Source organism: Nocardia sp. NPDC050406 (assembly GCF_044459025.1).
Classification (GTDB): Bacteria; Actinomycetota; Actinomycetes; order Mycobacteriales; family Mycobacteriaceae; genus Nocardia.
This window is the reverse complement of sequence record NZ_JBITIM010000001.1, coordinates 699845-717441: the sequence shown is the minus strand read 5'-3', so window position 1 is coordinate 717441 and position 17597 is coordinate 699845. Positions and strand designations below refer to the sequence as shown.

Below are 17597 nucleotides of genomic sequence, written 5' to 3'. Positions count from 1 at the left end.
GCGCTCACTCCTCGCCCGGTGCCTGCAAGGTCCACAGCCGACCGTCCGGGTCGCGCACGGTCATCTCGCGCGTCCCGTAATGGGTCTGCTCGTACTCGGTGACGATCTCGGCATCGACACCCGGCCGCGCCTGGGTGTCGGCGACTTTCAACACCAGACGCGTCCGCGTCTCCTGATCGGCCGGAATCTCCGCGACGAACACGTACGGCCCCTGCCCATTCCGGAAAAGCCCCGAATTGTGGTCGGTCTCGAACTCCGCCTCGAATCCCAGGTCTCGCAAGAACCTCGCCGTCTTCCCCCAGTTGCGGGTCTCCAAGAACACGGCCTCGATACCCTGCGTCGTCATATCAGTCCTTTCCCGAAGCTGCCTGCTGGTCGGCGAGGTAAGCCCGCAGCGCATCGGCCACCAAGGCCGACAACGACATCCCCGACTCGATCGCCTGCAGCTTGACCTGCTTGATCAAGCCCACCGGCAGATAGACGTTGAACTGCTTCACATCCTCGTCGCCCACCACTCGATGCTAGCATGCTAGCAAGCTAGCCGACCGGTTCAGGCGATCGCGATCATGACGGTGGCCGCGAGCGCCGCGACCAACCCGAAGATCTGGCCCAGTCGAAGGCGTTCCTTCAGCAGCCACACACCCAGCGCCACCGGCACGATCGGATACAGCGACGACAGGACGACCGCCACCGCCAGGAATTCCGTGCGCGTGGCGATCAGGTAGGCCACGAGCGCCAGCGCCGCGAGTACGCCGGAGAACCCGGCCATGAGATCGACGCGTACCTGCCTGGCCTGACCCGCACCGACCACGAATCGCGCGGCGATGACGGCGACCAGGACCACCGCGGCGACGCGCCCCGCGGTGACCGGCCAGATACCGGAGGCGGGCGTGGCCTCGGCCAGCGCCAGATACTGCACCGCGATACCCACACTGGCGATGAGCCCGTCGGCCACGGCGCGCCGGTCGCCGATTCCAGGTCCGGAGCCCTTGCTCCCGTCGGCCACGAGCCACAGCGCCGGAAGGACGAGAGCGATTCCGCCCCACACCAATACCGCCGGGCGCTCGCCGAGGACGGCCGCGCCGACGAGCACCGGCAGCGCGACGCCGCCGACCGCGCTGACCGGCACGACCACCGACATCGCGCCGCGGGCGATACCGCGGAACAGGAACGTCATGGCCACGCCGGTGCCCGCACCGGACAGCGCGCCCCAGGCGAGGTCGGCCACATGTGGTGTGCCGCTGGAGACGAGCGGCGCGGCCACGAGGGTGCAGAGCAATCCACCGAGCTGGCCGAGCAGCGCGACGCGCGCGAAACCGACTCTCCTGGAGGCGATTCCGCCGAGGAAATCGGAGAGGCCATAGCTCAGGGCGGAGACCAGCGCCAGGAGCATGCCCATCTCGAATCAGCCTCGCACCATCACGACAGCCCCAACCCGCGTGCGAGCACCGGCCAGGAGTGGATGAAATCGTCGTGCCAGTAGCCCCAGGAGTGGGTACCGGTATCGCGGAAGTTGTAGGTCGCCGGGATGCCGAGCGAGTCGAGCTTGGTCTTCAGATTGTGGGTGCAGAAATTGGTCGCGGCCTCGATGATCCCGCCGATGACGAGTTGGTTGGCCAGCGCCTGCGGGCCGCGTCCGGCGGAGTACTCGCCGTCGAGGACATCGTGGACGCCGGGCAGTCCGGAACCGGTGGACAGGTACATGTCCAGGTCGCGCAGACCCTCCGCGTGCAGCACCGGATCGTTCTCCGCCCAGGCGGGCGCGCCGACGGGGCCGTACATGTCCTCGGCATCGCCCTTGCCCCACAGATCCACGGCGAGGCTGACGAATTCGCGACCGACCGGATCGGAGGTCTGCGCGCAGCCGGAGTAGGCCGCGACGGCTTTGTACAGTCCCGGCTTGTGAATGGGCAGGTTGAGGACGGTGGTTCCGGAGGTGGAGAGCCCGGCGATGGCATTGACGCCGTTGGTGCCCAGGGCGGCGTCGATGAGCGGCGGCAACTCCTCGGTGAAGAAGGTGCGCCACTTGATCTTTCCGCGCTGGGGGTCCTCGTTGATCCAGTCGGTGTAGTAGGTGAACGCCCCGCCGATCGGCTGTACGACGTTCACATTCTTGTCGGCGAGGAAATTGTCGACGATATCGGTCTTGGTCTGCCAATTCGCCGAGCCCTCACCGCCATCCGCGCCATTGAGCAGATACAGCGTCGGGCGCGGGACCGAGGCGTCGGCCGGACGCCGCACATCGACGGGGAAGTACTGCTCCATCGCCGCCGAATAGACGAACAGCCGCAGCGTACGGTCGTCGGTGAAGCTCACCTTCGCGATCCGCGAACCGTCCGGCGCGACCGGGTCGGCCAACAGCCGCTGCGTGTCGATGATCGGATCCTCCGCCGCGGCGGGCGCCGCGCCGACTCCCGCCAGACCGGCGAGCACCCCGCCGACCGCCAATACCGCCGCGAGTCGTCTTCCGGCGTATCGATGTATCACTGTCGTGCGCTTCCGATCAGGAGATGCTGAACAGCCGGGCGGCGTTGTCGTGGCAGACGCCGCGCAGCCAGTCGTCACCGAGGTCGAGGCGTTCCAACGCGAACAGCGCGTGGCCATAGGGGTAGGGGATGTTCGGGAAATCGCTGCCGAAGAGGATGCGGTCGGCGAAGTCGCGCAGTCGCCCGCGCTCGGCGGCGGGGAACGGGTCGTGGTCTTCGAAGAAGTCGGTGAAGTTCATGGTGGTGTCGAGGTACACCCCGTCGTATCGTTCGGCGATATCCAGGAATTCGGTGTACTCCGGCGCACCCATGTGCGCGATGATCAGGCGTAGTCGCGGGAAACGCCGCAGCAACTCGATCATCGGTCCGGGGCCGGTGAATTCGCCCGCGGCGGGCCCGGACCCGCAATGAATGAGCACCGGCACCCCGGTGTCGTGGAGCAGACCCCAAACCTCGTTGAGCAGCGGGTCACCCGGATGGAAATGTCCCACCTGCACATGGGATTTGAAGATCCGCGCGCCCGCGTCGATGGCCGCCTCCACATAGCTGGCCGCCCCGTGCTCGGGGTAGAAGGTCGCGGTGTGCAGGCAATCCGGTGTGCGCGAAGCGAAGTCGGCCGACCATTCGTTGAGCCAGGCGGCCATATCCGGCTTGTGCGGATACACCAGCGAGGTGAAGGCGCGAACCCCGAACCCGCGCAGCGTCTTCAGACGCACATCCTCCTCGTCGCGGTACTCGATGGGCCACTCCCGCCCGGTCAGCGGACCGGCCGAATCGAAGTACGCCCACACCTTCCGCAGCACCTGCTCGGGCATGAAATGCGTGTGGACATCGATGATCCCGGGCAGCCCCAGTCGAGCGCGCAGGCCGGTGACGTACTCGTGGTCCGCCGCGTCGGTCACGGATTCTCCTGTCCGTCCCGCGGCGGATACACCGCACGCGCGTAATCGCCGACCCGGGTGATGAGGCGGTCGAAGAACTGCTCGGGGTCGGTGCCGATCACGATGTCGGCGTTGGGTTCCCGCCCCCACATGCCGGTCCAGTCGGCCACCGTGGTCGCCCGCGTGATGCTACCGACCAGTTCCACATCGACCGTAGCGGGCCGGGTTATCGCCAAGCGCGGATCCAAGGCCACCGCCGCGGCGAACGGATCGTGCATATGCGCCAGATACCCCTGGTCGTACAGGCGATGGAAATCGAAGTAGAACCGCACCGCATCGGTGCAGTGCCGAATGATCGGATTGCTCGCGGCCGACCGCATCTGCGGGGGATCGGTCTCGGTCACCATCTCCACCGGCGTACTGCCCGCCCGTTCGGCCAACAGCACCAGGTGTTTCGGCCGCATCTCGATGGTCTCGGTGATATCCAGCGCGCAGACGATCGGCCGCCGATCCGCCGGGGCCGCGGAGAAGGCGTCGAACACCTCCTTGGCGGCCTCCGGGTCCACGTGCACGTTCCACTCGTTGGTGGGCGTGGTGTTGCCGGGGTGGTTGAAGGCCCCGCCCATGATCACCAGCCGCCCCAGCAATTCCGGCAGGCGCGGTTCGAGGCGCAGGGCGAGTGCGAGATTGGTCAAGGGGCCGGTGCAGAGCCCGGTCACCGTCCCCGGATCGGCCCGCACCAACTCGACCCACATCTCCGCCGCCGACCGCGAGGAAACCGACCGCTCCGACAAGGGCAGTTCGGCGTACCCCACGCCCTGCGGGCCGTGCGTGTCCTCGGTGGTGCGCAGCGGAATCGCGAGCGGTTCCGCCGCGCCCAAGGCGACCTCGATATCCCCGGCCCGGCACACATCCAGCCACGCCAGATTGTTCGCGGCCACCCGCGCCGCCCCCACATTGCCCGCGGTGGCGGCGATGCCGATGATCTCGGCCTCGGGGGAGGCGAGCAGGTAGAGCAGGGCCAGCGAGTCGTCGATGCCGGTATCGACGTCCATGATGATCTTCTGCCGCACGGTTCGAGCCTAGCCGGGTCAGTAGACGGGCAGCTCGTAGTCGTCGGTCTTGCTCACCATCTTCATCATGATCGGTCGGAACAGCCGGGTGGTCATGAGCTTGCCGACGGTGTGCGCGGCCTTGAGCCCGAACTGGCTGGTGGGCAGCATCATCGACAGACCACCGCCGGGCAGCTCCTTGGCCTGGTCCAGGAACGGCGTGATCGCGGTCTCGTACCGTGCCAGCGCACCTTCCAGATCGCCTGGGGTAGCCGCGATCTCACCGGCCAGAATGTAGGCCCCGACAATGGCCATGGCGGTGCCCATGCCGGTCATCGGCGAGCCGCAGAAGGCGGAGTCGCCCAGCAGCGTCACCCGTCCGGCGGACAGGCTCGGCATATCCACGCGATCGAGCTCGTCGAAGTAGAAATCGGTCGCCTCGGGCATGGCGGCCAGCACCGTCGGGGCGATCCAGCCCGCCTCGGCGAGCATGTCGCGGATCAGCTGCTGCTGGGCCGCCACATCCCGGCGCAGCGCCGGATTCGCCTCGGTGCGCAGGGTGATGATGGCCTTGCAGGTGCTCGGATCGGCATCCGGGCGAATCCCCACCGACGCCCTCGGAATCGCGTGCATGGTCATCCAGTTCGGCTCGATCCCGGCCGGGGTCGGCATGGTGAAGAAGGACATGTACCCGCCCAGATAGGTGGCGAACCGCTCCTCCGGACCGAATACCAGTGTGCGGGTGGCCGAGTGCACGCCGTCCGCGCCGATCACCAGATCGAAGCGCTCGGTGGGACCGGAGGCGAAGGTGACGGCGACGCCGGTGTCGTCCTGTTCGATGGCCCGCACCCATTCGCCGTAGCGGTAGTCGAGATCGCCTGGCGTCGCCGCGATTTCGGTCAGCAGCACCTGGTTCAGATCACCGCGGGTGATCTCGATATCGGCCACCGGGCCCTTGCCGTCGAACATCTCGGCGGGCATCCGATAGACCGGCGCGCCCTTGCGGTCGACCAGCGCCATGCCCTCCTCGTGCAGCTGGTATTTGCGCACGCCCGCCATCAGGCCCATCCGTTCGGCGACCTCCCGACTCGGGCCGCGCAGATCGACGGCCTGCCCGCCTGGGCGCGGTTCGGGGGAGCGTTCGACCACCGTGGTGCGCACGCCAGCGCGGAGCAGTTGCAGCGCCACGGCGTTTCCGGCGATGCCGCCGCCGACGATCAGGATGCGCAGGTTCGAGGTGGTGGTGTTCATCGGGTGACTCCTTGGAGAAGTACGAATGTCTTAGACAAATGTCTAACACATGACTGGCACGTATGTCTAGAACAAATGTCTAAGACGCTGATAGGGTGGGGTTATGGGAAACCGAGAAGACCTGATGGCGGGCGCGCGCAAGGCCATCCTGGACCGTGGACTGGCCAAGGTGACCGCCCGAGATATCGCCACCGCCGCGGGCGTGAGCCTCGCGGCGATTGGCTACCACTTCGGTTCGAAGGACCGTCTCATTACCGAGGCGCTCACCGAGGCCACGGGTAGCGGCATCGGTGACGCGTTCGAGGCCGTACTCCGGGAAGCGGGGGAGGGGCGCACCCTGCGGGAGTCGCTCACCTACACGTGGAACGGCTTGCTCGATGCCATCGCGGGCCATCGCGAACAGCTGCTGTTGAGTATGGAGAACGCGGTGCGCATCGCGCGGTCGGAGGAGTCGCAGCAGTTCATGGCCGAAGCGACCGAACAGGCGCACGGCGATATCGCGACGACCTTGCGCGAGGTGCATCCCGAGCTGACCCGGGACGAGGCCGAGGCGGTCGCGAAGCTGTACTTCGCGACGATGCAGGGCATGGCCCTGCTGTGGTTGGTCGCGCCGAGCGGCGACATGATCGACGGCGGCGAATTCGAACTCGCGGTCGAGGCCATGACCCGCAAGTGAATCCGGCTCGGCGGATCAACTCGGCGGCACATCGCGCAGTCGGCTCACGGCGAGCAGCGCCAAGACCAGTGCCGCGCCCGCCGCGATGGCGGCGGTGACATGCATGCCGGTGAGGAACGCGTGCTTGGCGGCATCGGCGACCGCCGTCCCTAGTCGATCGGGTAGGCCGTCGGCGACATCGATCGCCGCCCCCAGTGTGTCGCGGGCGGTGGCGACCTCGCCGTCGCGCAGTCCGTACGGCAGGGTGTTGGCCAGCTGACTCCGGTAGATGGCGATGCTGATACTGCCGAGTATCGAAATACCCAGTGCCCCACCGAACTCGGCCCCGGTCTCCGAGAGCCCGGAGGCGGCTCCGGCCTGTTCCGGCGGCGCGGAGCCGACGATCAGTTCGGTGGTGATACCGAAAACCGGTGCCAGCCCGAAGGATACGAGCAGCGACGCGACAATGGTCAGCGGCACCCCGCCCGTCACGGTGATCTGGGTCAGCAGCAGCAACCCGGTGGCGGCCATCGCCATCCCGCCGCCGATCATGTACGCCGGTCGCACCACCCGCCCGATGCGCGGTCCCAGCTGCGAACCGATCATGAAACCCAGTCCGGCCGGAATGGTCGCCAGTCCGGCCCGCAGCGGTGACATCCCCAGTACCAGTTGGAAATACTGCGCCACGAACAGGAAGTACCCGAAGGCGACGAAGATGGCGAGCATATTGATCGCCAACGCCGTCCGAAAACTGCCGAAGCGGAACAACCGCAGATTCAGCATGGGCTCGGCCGAGTTCAGTTGTCGCCGAACGAATACGACGCCGACCAGCAGCCCGGCCAGCAGCGCGGGCACGGCGGCGCCGCCTATCCCGTCCTGGGCCGCCTTCTTCATGCCGAACACCACCAGCAGCACCGCGCCCGTGCACATGAGCGCGCTGAGTGGATCCAGCCGTCCCGCGTCCGGATCCCGGAATTCCGGCAGCACCCTCGGCGCGAGGACGATGAGCATCACCATGACGGGGACGGCGAGCAGGAAAACCGCACCCCACCAGAAGTGTTCGAGCATGAGCCCACCGGCCAGCGGGCCGATCGCGCCGCCGACCGAATAGGAACCCACCCAGACCCCGATGGCGATGCGGCGCTGCTCGGTATCGCGAAACATGGTGAAGATCAACGACAGTGTGGACGGCGCGAGCGTGGCACCGGCGACACCGAGCAGTGCGCGGCAGCCGATGAGCACCGGGGCCGAGGGCGCGAAGGCCGCGATGATCGACACCGCCGCGAAGGCGGCCGCGCCCACCATGAGCAGCCGTCGCCGCCCTATTCGGTCTCCGATGGTGCCCATGGTGAGCAGCAGCCCGGCCACCAGGAAGCCGTAGACATCGATGATCCAGAGCAATTGCGAACCGGTGGGCCGCAATTCGGCGCTGATCTGTGGGACGGCCAGGTGCAGCACGGTGAGGTCCATGGAGTACACCAGGCAGGCCAGGGCCAGCACCGCCAATCCGGCCCATTCCCGCTTTCCCACCCTGTCAGCGTCGGTTTGCGCGGCAGTGAGCAGAGGCCCAGACGTGTCCACGATGACTTCCTCCAGACGAGTGCCGACATGAGTCGGTACTGACGATGTCGGTTTCAGGATCCCATCTATTAACGACACAAATGCCTGGTGGGCGATGGATTTTCGAGAATGTCGGGATGCATGAACAGGTGCACTTTCACGATCTTGATCGACCTTGTGGGGAGGGTGATTTCCGACGCTCGCGAAGGGTTTTCCGCGCTGCCATGAGCGGGCGTCCAGTCCCGTTCCATACCGCCCCGGGACCCGTTGTGGCTCGGGCCTCGTGGTCGTGCGGCGCGGTGGGCATGGGTGCTCGCAGTCCTGGACTCGCATACGGCGGTGCCGTGTCGTGAATTCGCGGAGGGCTTCGTGGCGCGGGGCCGTCCGAGAAATCGACACTACGCCGCCGTCGCGCTTCCGGCGAGAGGGAGATTCGGAACGCGAAAAACCAACCAGCGCAACTAGATCGGGGTATCCGGCGAGTTATCGCCGGGATGCGCGGAATATCCTATTCGGTTCGCCAGGCTGGTTCGTTGCCGCCGTACGGCGGTGCGGGCCACGGGTAGTCCGGGTACTCGGTGAGTGCGGGCACCGCCGTCACCACGGCGTCGTGCGCGACCGCGTACCGCTCGTCCGGCGACCGCGCCGGTTCGTGGGCGGGGGAGCGTCCGGGTGCGGCGAGCAACCAGGATGCCGTGCGCGCCAACGCCACTCGCACATCGCGGCCCACGCCGTCGGCGTCGCGGGCATTGAGCGCGTCGACGACCCCGGCGGCGAGCAGGTACCCGCTGGCATGGTCGAGGGCCTGCGCGGGCAGCGCGCCCACCGGCGGCTGCCCTGATGAATTCCCTTGCGCCCCTTCGATGAGCGAGATTCCGGCGGCCGCCTGCACAATGCTGTCGAAGCCGCGCCGCGTACCCCACGGGCCCGTCTCGCCCCAGGCGCTCACCCGCGCGTGCACGATGCCCGGCCGCCGCGCCGCCGCATCCAGTCCGGCCGCTTCGAGCGCGCCGGGTCGGTAGCCGGTGACGAGAACGTCGGCCGTACCGAGCAATTCGTCGAAGACGGCGCGATCGGTGCGCAGGTCCAACAGCGTGGACCGCTTGCCCTGGCAGATATCGACGTACTGCCAAGGAATCTCCGGCAGTCCCGGCGGATCGACGCGCAGCACATCGGCTCCCAGCAACGCCAGCGAGCGCGTCGCCACCGGACCGGCGATCACCCGGGTGAGATCGAGTACCCGCACTCCGCGCAACGGCAGCATCTGCGTTGCGGCACTGACGGTTTCGAACTCGCCGCGATCCGCACGCAGGTCCATCGCGACGAGCGGGCCGTCCGCGGCAGCCTTGCCCTGCGGGCTGTCGGCCCACTCCTGTTCGGTCCGCACCCGCACCGCGATGGCCCCGAATTCGTCGGCCCGGTCCTCGATATCGGCGGCGGGCAGTTCGGCGATGCGCGCGGCGACGACGTCTCGACCGCTGTCCTCGGGCAGCGCCAGCGCCGCCAGCAGTCGCGTGCGGTGATGCGGATAGTTGGCGTGCGTGCGCACCCACCCGTCGGCCGCGGGGAAGAATCCGGACAGCTCCGCGAACTGGCGCACGCCCGCGCCGTCGATGCGCAGCAGCTTCTCGCTCGAGAACGCCGCGGCCACTCGTCCGGGCTCGAGGCGCTCCGCGATCTCCGCGAAGCCGGTGGCTCGTCTGCGCCGGTCAACCGCCGCCGCGAAGGCCGCGACGGCCCCGCCCGCGAGGCTCCAGACCGGCAGCGTGGCAGCCAGATTGGTCTCGGGGTCCGGTGGTGCGGGCATACTCGATGCGGTGACGGCTATCCCGGCCTCGTAGTCGCGGACCAGCGCTGCACACGTATCCACCCGTCCGACAGTACTGCGCGAAGGAGAATCTCGTTGGTGGCGAATCTCACCGGAACCACGTGGCTGCGTCAGCTGCGCCCCGACCCGGCCCCGCGGACCGTGCTGGTCTGCTTTCCGCCCGGTGGGGGAGCGGTGACGGCCTATCGGGCGCTGTCGCGGGAATTCGGTTCCGGTATCGCGGTATTCGCCGTGCAGTATCCGGGCCGCCAGGACCGCCTCGGCGATCCGGTCATCACCACGCTGACCACCCTCGCCCAGCAGGCCGCCGCCGATCTGCTGCGCTGGCCCACCGGCATCCGCTTGGCGCTGTTCGGGCACAGCATGGGCGCGACGGTCGCCTACGAGACCGCCCGGCAGCTGGAAGCCGCGGGCCGCGAGCTGGCCCATCTCTTCGTCTCGGGCCGACCGGTTCCCTCGTACGCCGAACCCGGCCGCCTGCACCAGGGTTCCGACGACGCCCTCATCGGCGACCTGGAACGCCTGGCCAATGACCCGGCCTCGGTCCAGATGCTGCGCGACGAACCGAGCCTCGCCGAACTCGTCCTGCCCGCGGTCCGCGCCGACTACCAGGCCGTCGAGACCTACCGCTACGAGCCCGGCGACAAACTCCGCAGTCCGATCTCCGCGCTGGTGAGCACCGAAGACCCCACCACCACGGTTACGCAGGCCAAGGAGTGGGGCGACTACACCACCGCCGATTTCGACACGGCGACCTTCCCCGGCCGCCACTTCTACCTGGATCTGCCCGAAAACACCCGCCCGGTAGTCGATTTCGTCACCCGCCGCCTGGCCGACTGAACCCACCGACACCATGACCTCTCTCCGCATAGGGGAGTGAGCGCATACCAGCATGCTGATATGCGCATCTAGATATGTAATCGCAGACCTGGCGTCCAACGTCAGCGCAGGAAGTGGCGCGCGGGAACGGCCGCCCCAGTGCGGCCCGAGAGATCGGCAACTAATCCAGGCCCTTACGTATTGGCCGCATGAACTGCGAAAACAATCCCTCTTCGTTGAGCTTTAATATCTATACGGCACTATGCGCATCTACGCATGTAGTCCATTCTCAACGTCCAACCACTCCCGACACACAGCACGACCCCAAAAGACGCCCAGACAAGAAGGGCCCCAACCTAGTTGGGGCCTAGACCGGTACGGGAAGTGGCTATTTGCTCTGTTGGCGGCGGACCATTTCGGTGATCCAGATGGGCGCGTACGGCGATGTGCAGCCCGGGGAGGTCGGGTAGTCCTCGAGGACCTTCAGGCGTTCGCCGATATCGAGGGCGCGGGCGCGGAAGTCGGGGTGTTCGATGCCGATCTGGGCGAGGCAGGTGTTCATGGCCCATTGCAGGCGGTCGGGGGCATCCTTCATCCGCGCTTCGATGATGTCGAGCAGGCCGGGGAGGTCGAGGCCCTCGGGTTGTTTCGCGACACGTTCGGCGGTGAGTGTCCACCCGGCGCTGGCGACGACCGGGTCGGGGTCGGCGAACCAGGCCAGGCGCAGTTCTTCGGCGTGGGGGTTCTTCTTGACGACGTAGCTCAGCAGCCAGTCGTGGACTTTGGGGGTGCGCGCTTCGCGGAGCATGGCGTCCAACTCGTTGCGGTCGAACGCCTTTGGACGGCAGATGAGCAGTGCCAGCAGACGTGCGGCCGTGTCGTCGGTGGCCCACAGTTCGCGGGCGAGGTTCTGGTTGGTTTTAAGCCGCTTGGCGACGGACCGGAGTTTGGTGAGGTTCACGCCGTGGTCGTCGCCGTGTTTCTCGTTGACCGCGCGGACCTTCGGATCCTCGAGGTCGGCCAGTTCGGCCAGTACGTCGGACACTTTGGTCTCGGCCACCTCGGCCTCCTGCTCGTCGGATGTGGGCTGCGGGACTCAGCCTACGACCGGGCTACCAGTTGGACGGTTCGTAGTCCTTGAGGAAGACGCCGAACAGGTCGTTTCCGGCTTCGCCCTGGATGATCGGGTCGTAGACGCGGGCCGCGCCGTCGACGAGGTCGAGGGGTGCGTGGAAGCCTTCCTCGGCGAGGCGGATCTTGGTGTAGTGCGGGCGTTCGTCCGTGATCCAGCCGGTGTCGACGGCGGTCATGAGAATGCGGTCGGTTTCGAACATTTCGCGGGCGCTGGTGCGGGTGAGCATGTTCAGCGCGGCTTTGGCCATATTGGTGTGCGGGTGCCCGGGGCCTTTGTAGCCGCGGTGGAAGACGCCTTCCATGGCGGAGACGTTCACGACGTATTTGCGGCGGGCGGGTGCGGCGGCCATGGCGGCGCGCAGGCGCGAGATGAGGATGAACGGCGCGGTGGAGTTGCAGAGTTGCACTTCGAGGAGTTCGGTGGCGTCGACCTCGCCGACGGATTGCACCCAGCTGTTCGTGTGGGCGAGGTCGGGGACCAGGCCGCCCGCGTCGATGGCGACACCGCGCGAAATGCGTTCGGGGGTGGCCGATCCCGCGACCAGGGCGAGTTCGGTGATGTCGGCGGCGGTGAGGTCGGGGGTGAGGGAGGCGGTGAGCGCGGTGGGGTGGGCCTGCATGGTTTTGCCGAAGGTGATCTTCTCGGGGAGTTCTCCGGCGGGCAGGGGGCCGTTCTCGGCTTCGACGAGGGCGCTGTAGGCGCCCGCGGAGCGGCGGACGGTTTGGGCGGCGTTGTTGATGATGATGTCGAGCGGGCCTTGGGCGGCGACATCATCGGCGAGGGCGACGACTTGGGCGGGGTCGCGCAGGTCGATGCCGACGATGCGGAGTCGGTGCAGCCAGTCGGCGCTGTCGGGTTGGGCGGTGAAGCGGCGGATGGCGTCGTTGGGGAAGCGGGTGGTGATGGTGGTGTGCGCGCCGTCGCGCAGCAGGCGTAGCGCGATGTACATGCCGATTTTGGCGCGGCCGCCGGTGAGGAGTGCGCGTCTGCCGGTGAGGTCGGTGCTGGCGTCGCGTTTGGCGTGGCTCTTGGCGGCGCAGTCGGGGCAGAGCTGGTGGTAGAAGGCGTCGACGCGGGTGTAGCGCTGTTTGCAGATGTAGCAGGGGCGCGCTTTGAGGAGGGTGCCCGCGGAGGCTCCGGGGGTGTTGGAGCTGATCAGGATGCCCGCGGTCTCGTCGTCGATGCGGTTGGGTGAGGCGGTGGCGGTGGCGGCGAGGACTTCGCGGTCGGCGGTGGCGACGGCTTGCCGGGAGGCGATGCGTCGGCGCTGTTTGAATTTCTTGAACAGGTGGCCGACGGCTCGTTGGACGGTGACGGCGTCGGGGTGGTCTTTGTCGAGTTGTCCCGCTTGGTCGAGGACGCGCAGGCAGATGGCCAGTTCGTCGGGGTCGATGGCCGTGGTGTCGGAGGGGGTGTCCGTGGTGGTGTGCTCGGCCATCGGAGGGCGCGGTGTTCCTTCGTGCGGGGGCGGGTGACGCTCCATTGTCGCATCGGTGGTGTCGGGGGTGTGCGGCGGTCGCTGGTGGGCGACCGCCGTGGTGCTAGGCGGTTGTGCGGTGGGGGAAGCCGTGGCGTCGTGCGGTGCGGATGATGGCGCAGGCGGTGAGGGCGAGTAGGGCGGTGGTGAGGGGGAGGGTGCGGGTGTCGTGGGTGGCGTCGAGGAGGGCGCCGCCGGTGATCGCGCCGCCCGCGATGGCGATGTTCCAGACGGTGATGGTCATGGATTGGGCGATGTCGCCGTGTGGTCCGGCGATGGTGGCGGCGGCCGCGGGGAGCATGGTGGGTGTTCCGCCGAAGGCGGCTCCCCAGATGGCGATGGCGGTGAACAGGAGCCAGGGTTGGTCGGCGGTGGTGGCGATGGTGGTGGCGGCCGCGGCGATGAGGAGGGTGGCGGTGAGCATGAGGGTGCGTAGCCAGCGGTCGACGAGGGCGGCGACGATCGCGATGCCGAGGACGGAGGCCGCGCCGAAGACGAGGAGTGCGGCGGCGATGAGGTCGGGGCGTTGGGCGGCGGCGATGGTGGGGCCGATGTAGGTGTAGAGGATGTTGTGGCCGAGTACGAGGACGAAAGTGGTTGCGAGAACGGCGGGTAGGCCGCGGATCGTGCGGCGTGGGGTGTCGGTGCGCGGCTGGGGTGATTGGCCGGGAAGCTGCGGGACTTGCCAGAGCACGGCCCCGATGAGGAGGAGGGTGATCGCGGCGACGGTGCCGAAGGCGTAGCGCCAGCCGAGGAGGTCGCCGAGGAGGCTGGCGGCGGGTACGCCGACGGCGAATCCGAGGGGGGTGCCGAGCATGGCGATGGCGAGAGCGCGTCCGGCGCGGTCGGGGTCGACCAGGCGCATGGCATATCCGGCGATCATGGCCCACAGGACGCCGGAGACGGCTCCGGCGGCGATGCGGGCGGCGAGGGTGAGTGGGTACCAGGGGGAGAGTGCGGTGACGGTGTTGACGAGGGCGAATCCGAGGATGAGGCCGAGGAGGAGGGTGCGGCGGGGTAGGTGTCGGGTGGCGGCGGTGAGGGGTATGGCGGTGAGTGCGGTGCTGATCGCGTAGACCGAGACGAGGTGTCCGGCTTGGGCTTCGGTGATGGCGAGGTCGTCGCTGACGCCGAGGAGGACTCCGGCGGGCATGGTTTCGGTGACGCATCCGATGAAGACGACGGTGGCCAGTGCGGTGAGTGCGCCGACGGGTAGGGCGGCGGTGGTGGTATCGCCGAGCGTGGTGTGGGTTGCCATGTCGACGAGTCTGGGAACCTCACATTGGTGAGAGGTCAAATCCGCGAACGGCTTTCGCGGGTGTGTGGCTGGATAATGTTGTTATGAGGATCGGTCAACTGGCGCGGCGGACCGGCGTTTCGGTGCGGTTGTTGCGGTATTACGAGGAGCAGGAGTTGATTCGGCCGATGCGGGATGCGGCGGATCGTCGTGTGTACGCGGAGAATTCGGTCGATCGGGTGTTGAAGATTCGCGGGTTGTTGGAGGCGGGGATTCCGACGCGGATCATTCGCGACATTCTGCCGTGTTTGAATCAGCCGGATTCTATTCATATGCGCATTGTCGCGCCGGAGATGTTGGCGAGTCTGCGGCGGGAGCGGGAGAGTCTCGACGAGCGGATTCGCGCGTTGTCGGCGCATCGGGAGGCGATCGACCGCTATATCGAGCAGGCGGAGCCGAGGGTGCGTCCGGCGTGATGTCCCGGCCACCGTGGTGGCCGGGGGTGCGCTATTCGGCTGTGGCGGTGGCGGGTTCGAGTTGGGTGGCGGTGGTGTCGTGGCCGAGTTCGCGGGCTCGTTCGGCGAGTAGGCCGAGGAGTTTGTGGGGGATTTCGTCGCGGACGTCGACGAGGGCTTGCCAGACCACGTCGGGGGTGTCGGGGGTGAGGGCGGTGAGGAATTCGTCGAGGTCGTCGAGGCCGTCGATGAGTGTGAGGACGCGGGCGCGGCCGTCGGGGTCTTGGGCGAGGGCGATGTCGACGAGGGTGTGGATATTGTCGCCGCGGGCGGCGGTGAGCAGGCCGGTGAGTAGCTGGTCGCGGGTGAGGTCGCCGAGGCAGGAGGCGAGGATCGGGGTGGCGGTGTCGGGGAGGGCGTCGACCAAAGGCAGTGCGTGCGACCAGAGTTCGTGTTCGGCGGTGCTGGTGATGACGGCGCGCAGGATGTCGGGTTCGGTCATGACGGGCAGGGCGGCCATGCGGCGGCGGTGTTCGTCGGTCATGGCCAGTGCGAGGGGGATCATGGCGTCCCAGAGTCCGGCGGTGTCGGCGTCGCGGATGAGGTCGGTGAGGCGTTCGTCGGGTTCGGCGGCGACGCGGGCGGCGATGAATTCGAGCTGCTGTTCGGCCAGGTGGGGTGCGAGGGGCAGCAGGTTGGGCCATTGGCCGTGGTCGAGGGCGGTGTCCATGATGGCGGTGAGGACGTGTTCGTCGTGGACGGCGGGGCGTTCGGCGAATACGCGCAGGCTGTCGTGGCTCATGGCGCTGGTGATGGGCAGCAGGGTGGTCCAGGCGTCGAGGTCGTGGACGGCGTCGATGAGGGCGTCGAGGACGTCACCGCCGAGTTCGGCGGCGGTATCGCCGATCCAGGCGCGGTGGTGTGGGGCGATGGAGTCGAGCAGGTCGATGCCTTCGGCCCACATGTCTTGTTCGGCGGCGGCGCGGATGACTCCGGGGACGCGGTCGGAGACGACGTGTAGGACGTTGTCGATGGCGGTTTTGTCTTCGAGCAGGAAGGCGATGCGCAGCAGGTCGGTGTCGCTCATGATGGGCGCGGCCGCGCGCAGGGCGGGTTCGGGGACGACGTGGACGAAGCGGCCCATGGTGATGTGGTCGCCGCGGGCGAGGAGTTCGCGGGCGACGTCGGCGACCATTGTCGGGGGTACGGCGGCGATGATGTCGGCGGTGCGGCGCGGGTCGAGTTGGACGGCGCATTCGGCGAGGAAGCGCGCGGGGAGGGCTTTGGCGATGTCGATGGCGCGTTGCGGGTCGACGGTGCTGGCGGTGGCGGCGCACAGGACGGGGCCGAAGGCGCGTTCGGCGACTTTGGCGCTGATGGAGAGGGGGACGAGTTTGCTGGCGGCGGCGACGCCTTTGAGGCGTTTGGCGTCGGCGTCGAAGAGCAGGTCGGTGGCGCGTTCGCGGAATTCGCGGATGGCGGCGGGGGGTAGGTCGACGAGGAAGTCGAGTTCGGTGGGGTCGGTGATGCCGAGGACGCGGGCGAGTTTGGTGGTCTCCGCGACGGCGACGAGGTGTTCGCTCACAGGCCGAGTGCTTTCTTGACGGCCGGGCGCATGAGGCGCGGCACGAAGTCGAGGGAGGTGTTGATGGCGTGGTCGAGGTTGGCGGTGCGTTGCTGGATGGCCTCGGTGAGCAGGCGGTGTAGTTCGGTGAGTTCGGGGTCGCCGAGTTGGGTGAAGGCGTCGGGGAGTGGCGCGTGGAGGGTGGTGCTGAGTTGGCGTGCTGCGTCGGACATCGGCATCTTTCGGATCGTTTTCCGTGGGACCGGCGGATGCGCCGGTGGGACCCCTCGCCACACCGGCGGCGTACTGCCGGTACGCGTTTCGATACTGGCAGTACGGTCGGCGTGAAATCAATGCCGTGTTGCCGGTGCTCGGTGTGGCTTCAGTCACTCGACTACCCGGTCGGGTCTGGGTGAAACGGGTGGTCGGTTGTCGGTCTGGGCTCGTACTACCGGTACGTGTATGGTGCTGGTCGTGGCGCGTATCAGTTCCGGTTCGGCCCCGCGCACGATTACGCGGGATGCGATCGTGGATGCCGCGATCCGGGTGATCGATCGTGACGGCCCGCGTCCGAGCATGGACGACATCGCCCGCGAGGCGGCCATCACCAAGCCGCGGCTGTACCGCCAGTTCGCCGACAAGGCCGATCTCTACGCCGAGATCGCCGACCGCATGACCCGCCTGGCCTTCGCCGCCGCGGGCACCGACATGACCCTCATGCTCCAGCCCCCGCGCACCGCCCTGCGCCGCGTCTTCACCGCCTACGCCGCCGGAATCCTGGAGCACCCCAACGTCTTCCGCTACCTCGGCCAGGCCCCCATGCTGCAACAGGCCGACGGCGCGGTCCTCCAGGTCGACCTGGGCCGCGACGCCGCCCGCAAACTCACCACAATGGCCACCACGGTCGCCGAAGCGGTCCCCATCGACACCACCGGCATCGACTACCTCTCCCGAGCCCTGATCGGCGTCGTCGTCTCGGTCAGCGACCTGTGGCTCTCGGACACCGCCACCCCCACCCCGCCCCAGACCGCCGAATTCATCGACCGCACAGCCGATCTGGTCTGGGACCTCATCGACGGCTTCCTCCGCCGCCAGGGCATCCACGCCGACCCCGACACCCCGATCTTCACCACGCTCGCCGAGGTGAACACCGCGCGTTCCGACGGCGAGTGATCCGACCCCCGGCGGTGTCGGGGT

General features: G+C 67.8%; 18 protein-coding genes. 4 read left to right on the top strand and 14 right to left on the bottom strand.

Annotated features, from left to right (window positions below; all coding sequences use genetic code 11):
* Positions 1-4: 4 nt before the first annotated feature.
* From ACIBH2_RS03305 to ACIBH2_RS03275, 7 genes are all read right to left on the bottom strand, one after another.
* On the bottom strand, positions 5-346 hold the full coding sequence (locus ACIBH2_RS03305; RefSeq protein ID WP_397112915.1) for a VOC family protein: 342 nt from the start codon (positions 344-346) through the stop codon (positions 5-7).
* 1 nt (position 347) lies between these two features.
* Positions 348-512, bottom strand: coding sequence for a CopG family transcriptional regulator (locus ACIBH2_RS03300; RefSeq protein ID WP_397112912.1), 165 nt, complete (start codon positions 510-512; stop codon positions 348-350).
* 38 nt (positions 513-550) lie between these two features.
* Entirely contained in the window at positions 551-1399 is an 849-nt protein-coding gene (locus ACIBH2_RS03295) for an EamA family transporter (RefSeq protein ID WP_397112910.1), read from the bottom strand.
* A gap of 20 nt (positions 1400-1419) precedes the next feature.
* Positions 1420-2421: an alpha/beta hydrolase gene (locus ACIBH2_RS03290; RefSeq protein WP_397116796.1), complete on the bottom strand. Its 1002-nt coding sequence runs from the start codon at positions 2419-2421 to the stop codon at positions 1420-1422.
* A gap of 82 nt (positions 2422-2503) precedes the next feature.
* Positions 2504-3388, bottom strand: coding sequence for an amidohydrolase family protein (locus ACIBH2_RS03285; RefSeq protein ID WP_397112908.1), 885 nt, complete (start codon positions 3386-3388; stop codon positions 2504-2506).
* Positions 3385-4440 (bottom strand): nucleoside hydrolase, encoded by a 1056-nt coding sequence (locus tag ACIBH2_RS03280; protein WP_397112906.1) that lies wholly within the window; start codon positions 4438-4440, stop codon positions 3385-3387. The genes ACIBH2_RS03285 and ACIBH2_RS03280 overlap by 4 nt, the downstream gene beginning before the upstream one ends.
* Before the next feature lie 18 nt (positions 4441-4458).
* The gene (locus ACIBH2_RS03275; RefSeq protein ID WP_397112904.1) at positions 4459-5670 is read right to left on the bottom strand and encodes an FAD-dependent oxidoreductase; all 1212 of its coding nucleotides are present in this window, start codon (positions 5668-5670) and stop codon (positions 4459-4461) included.
* A 103-nt stretch (positions 5671-5773) separates the two neighbouring features.
* Between ACIBH2_RS03275 and ACIBH2_RS03270 the strand changes: the two genes are divergently transcribed.
* Entirely contained in the window at positions 5774-6346 is a 573-nt protein-coding gene (locus ACIBH2_RS03270) for a TetR/AcrR family transcriptional regulator (protein ID WP_397112902.1), read from the top strand.
* A 15-nt stretch (positions 6347-6361) separates the two neighbouring features.
* On the opposite strand, the gene ACIBH2_RS03265 is transcribed toward ACIBH2_RS03270, so the two are convergent.
* Positions 6362-7888, bottom strand: a complete 1527-nt coding sequence (locus ACIBH2_RS03265) for an MFS transporter (RefSeq protein WP_397116794.1) — start codon at positions 7886-7888, stop codon at positions 6362-6364.
* A gap of 505 nt (positions 7889-8393) precedes the next feature.
* Positions 8394-9692 carry a CoA transferase gene (locus ACIBH2_RS03260; protein ID WP_397116792.1) on the bottom strand — a complete coding sequence of 433 codons (1299 nt, stop codon included), beginning with the start codon at positions 9690-9692 and terminating at the stop codon, positions 8394-8396.
* Between the two features lie 99 nt (positions 9693-9791).
* On the opposite strand from ACIBH2_RS03260, the gene ACIBH2_RS03255 reads away from it, so the two are divergent.
* On the top strand, positions 9792-10553 hold the full coding sequence (locus tag ACIBH2_RS03255; protein WP_397112900.1) for a thioesterase II family protein: 762 nt from the start codon (positions 9792-9794) through the stop codon (positions 10551-10553).
* A gap of 367 nt (positions 10554-10920) precedes the next feature.
* On the opposite strand, the gene ACIBH2_RS03250 is transcribed toward ACIBH2_RS03255, so the two are convergent.
* From ACIBH2_RS03250 to ACIBH2_RS03240, 3 genes are all read right to left on the bottom strand, one after another.
* Positions 10921-11592 carry a DNA alkylation repair protein gene (locus ACIBH2_RS03250; RefSeq protein ID WP_397112898.1) on the bottom strand — a complete coding sequence of 224 codons (672 nt, stop codon included), beginning with the start codon at positions 11590-11592 and terminating at the stop codon, positions 10921-10923.
* 52 nt (positions 11593-11644) lie between these two features.
* Complete coding sequence (locus tag ACIBH2_RS03245; protein ID WP_397112895.1) at positions 11645-13105, bottom strand: SDR family NAD(P)-dependent oxidoreductase; 1461 nt, start codon at positions 13103-13105, stop codon at positions 11645-11647.
* Between the two features lie 103 nt (positions 13106-13208).
* The gene (locus ACIBH2_RS03240; RefSeq protein ID WP_397112892.1) at positions 13209-14402 is read right to left on the bottom strand and encodes an MFS transporter; all 1194 of its coding nucleotides are present in this window, start codon (positions 14400-14402) and stop codon (positions 13209-13211) included.
* An 83-nt stretch (positions 14403-14485) separates the two neighbouring features.
* Here ACIBH2_RS03240 and ACIBH2_RS03235 point away from each other — a divergent pair, with 83 nt between their 5' ends.
* Entirely contained in the window at positions 14486-14857 is a 372-nt protein-coding gene (locus ACIBH2_RS03235; RefSeq protein WP_397112889.1) for a MerR family transcriptional regulator, read from the top strand.
* A 31-nt stretch (positions 14858-14888) separates the two neighbouring features.
* Here the strand turns inward: ACIBH2_RS03235 and ACIBH2_RS03230 are convergent, their stop codons facing one another.
* A complete protein-coding gene (locus ACIBH2_RS03230) occupies positions 14889-16421 on the bottom strand; it encodes a hypothetical protein (protein WP_397112886.1) in 1533 nt (510 codons plus the stop codon).
* On the bottom strand, positions 16418-16639 hold the full coding sequence (locus tag ACIBH2_RS03225; protein ID WP_397112884.1) for a hypothetical protein: 222 nt from the start codon (positions 16637-16639) through the stop codon (positions 16418-16420). Before ACIBH2_RS03225 ends, ACIBH2_RS03230 begins: the two co-directional genes overlap by 4 nt.
* Before the next feature lie 235 nt (positions 16640-16874).
* Here ACIBH2_RS03225 and ACIBH2_RS03220 point away from each other — a divergent pair, with 235 nt between their 5' ends.
* Entirely contained in the window at positions 16875-17573 is a 699-nt protein-coding gene (locus tag ACIBH2_RS03220; protein ID WP_397112882.1) for a TetR/AcrR family transcriptional regulator, read from the top strand.
* The last annotated feature ends 24 nt before the right edge of the window (positions 17574-17597 follow it).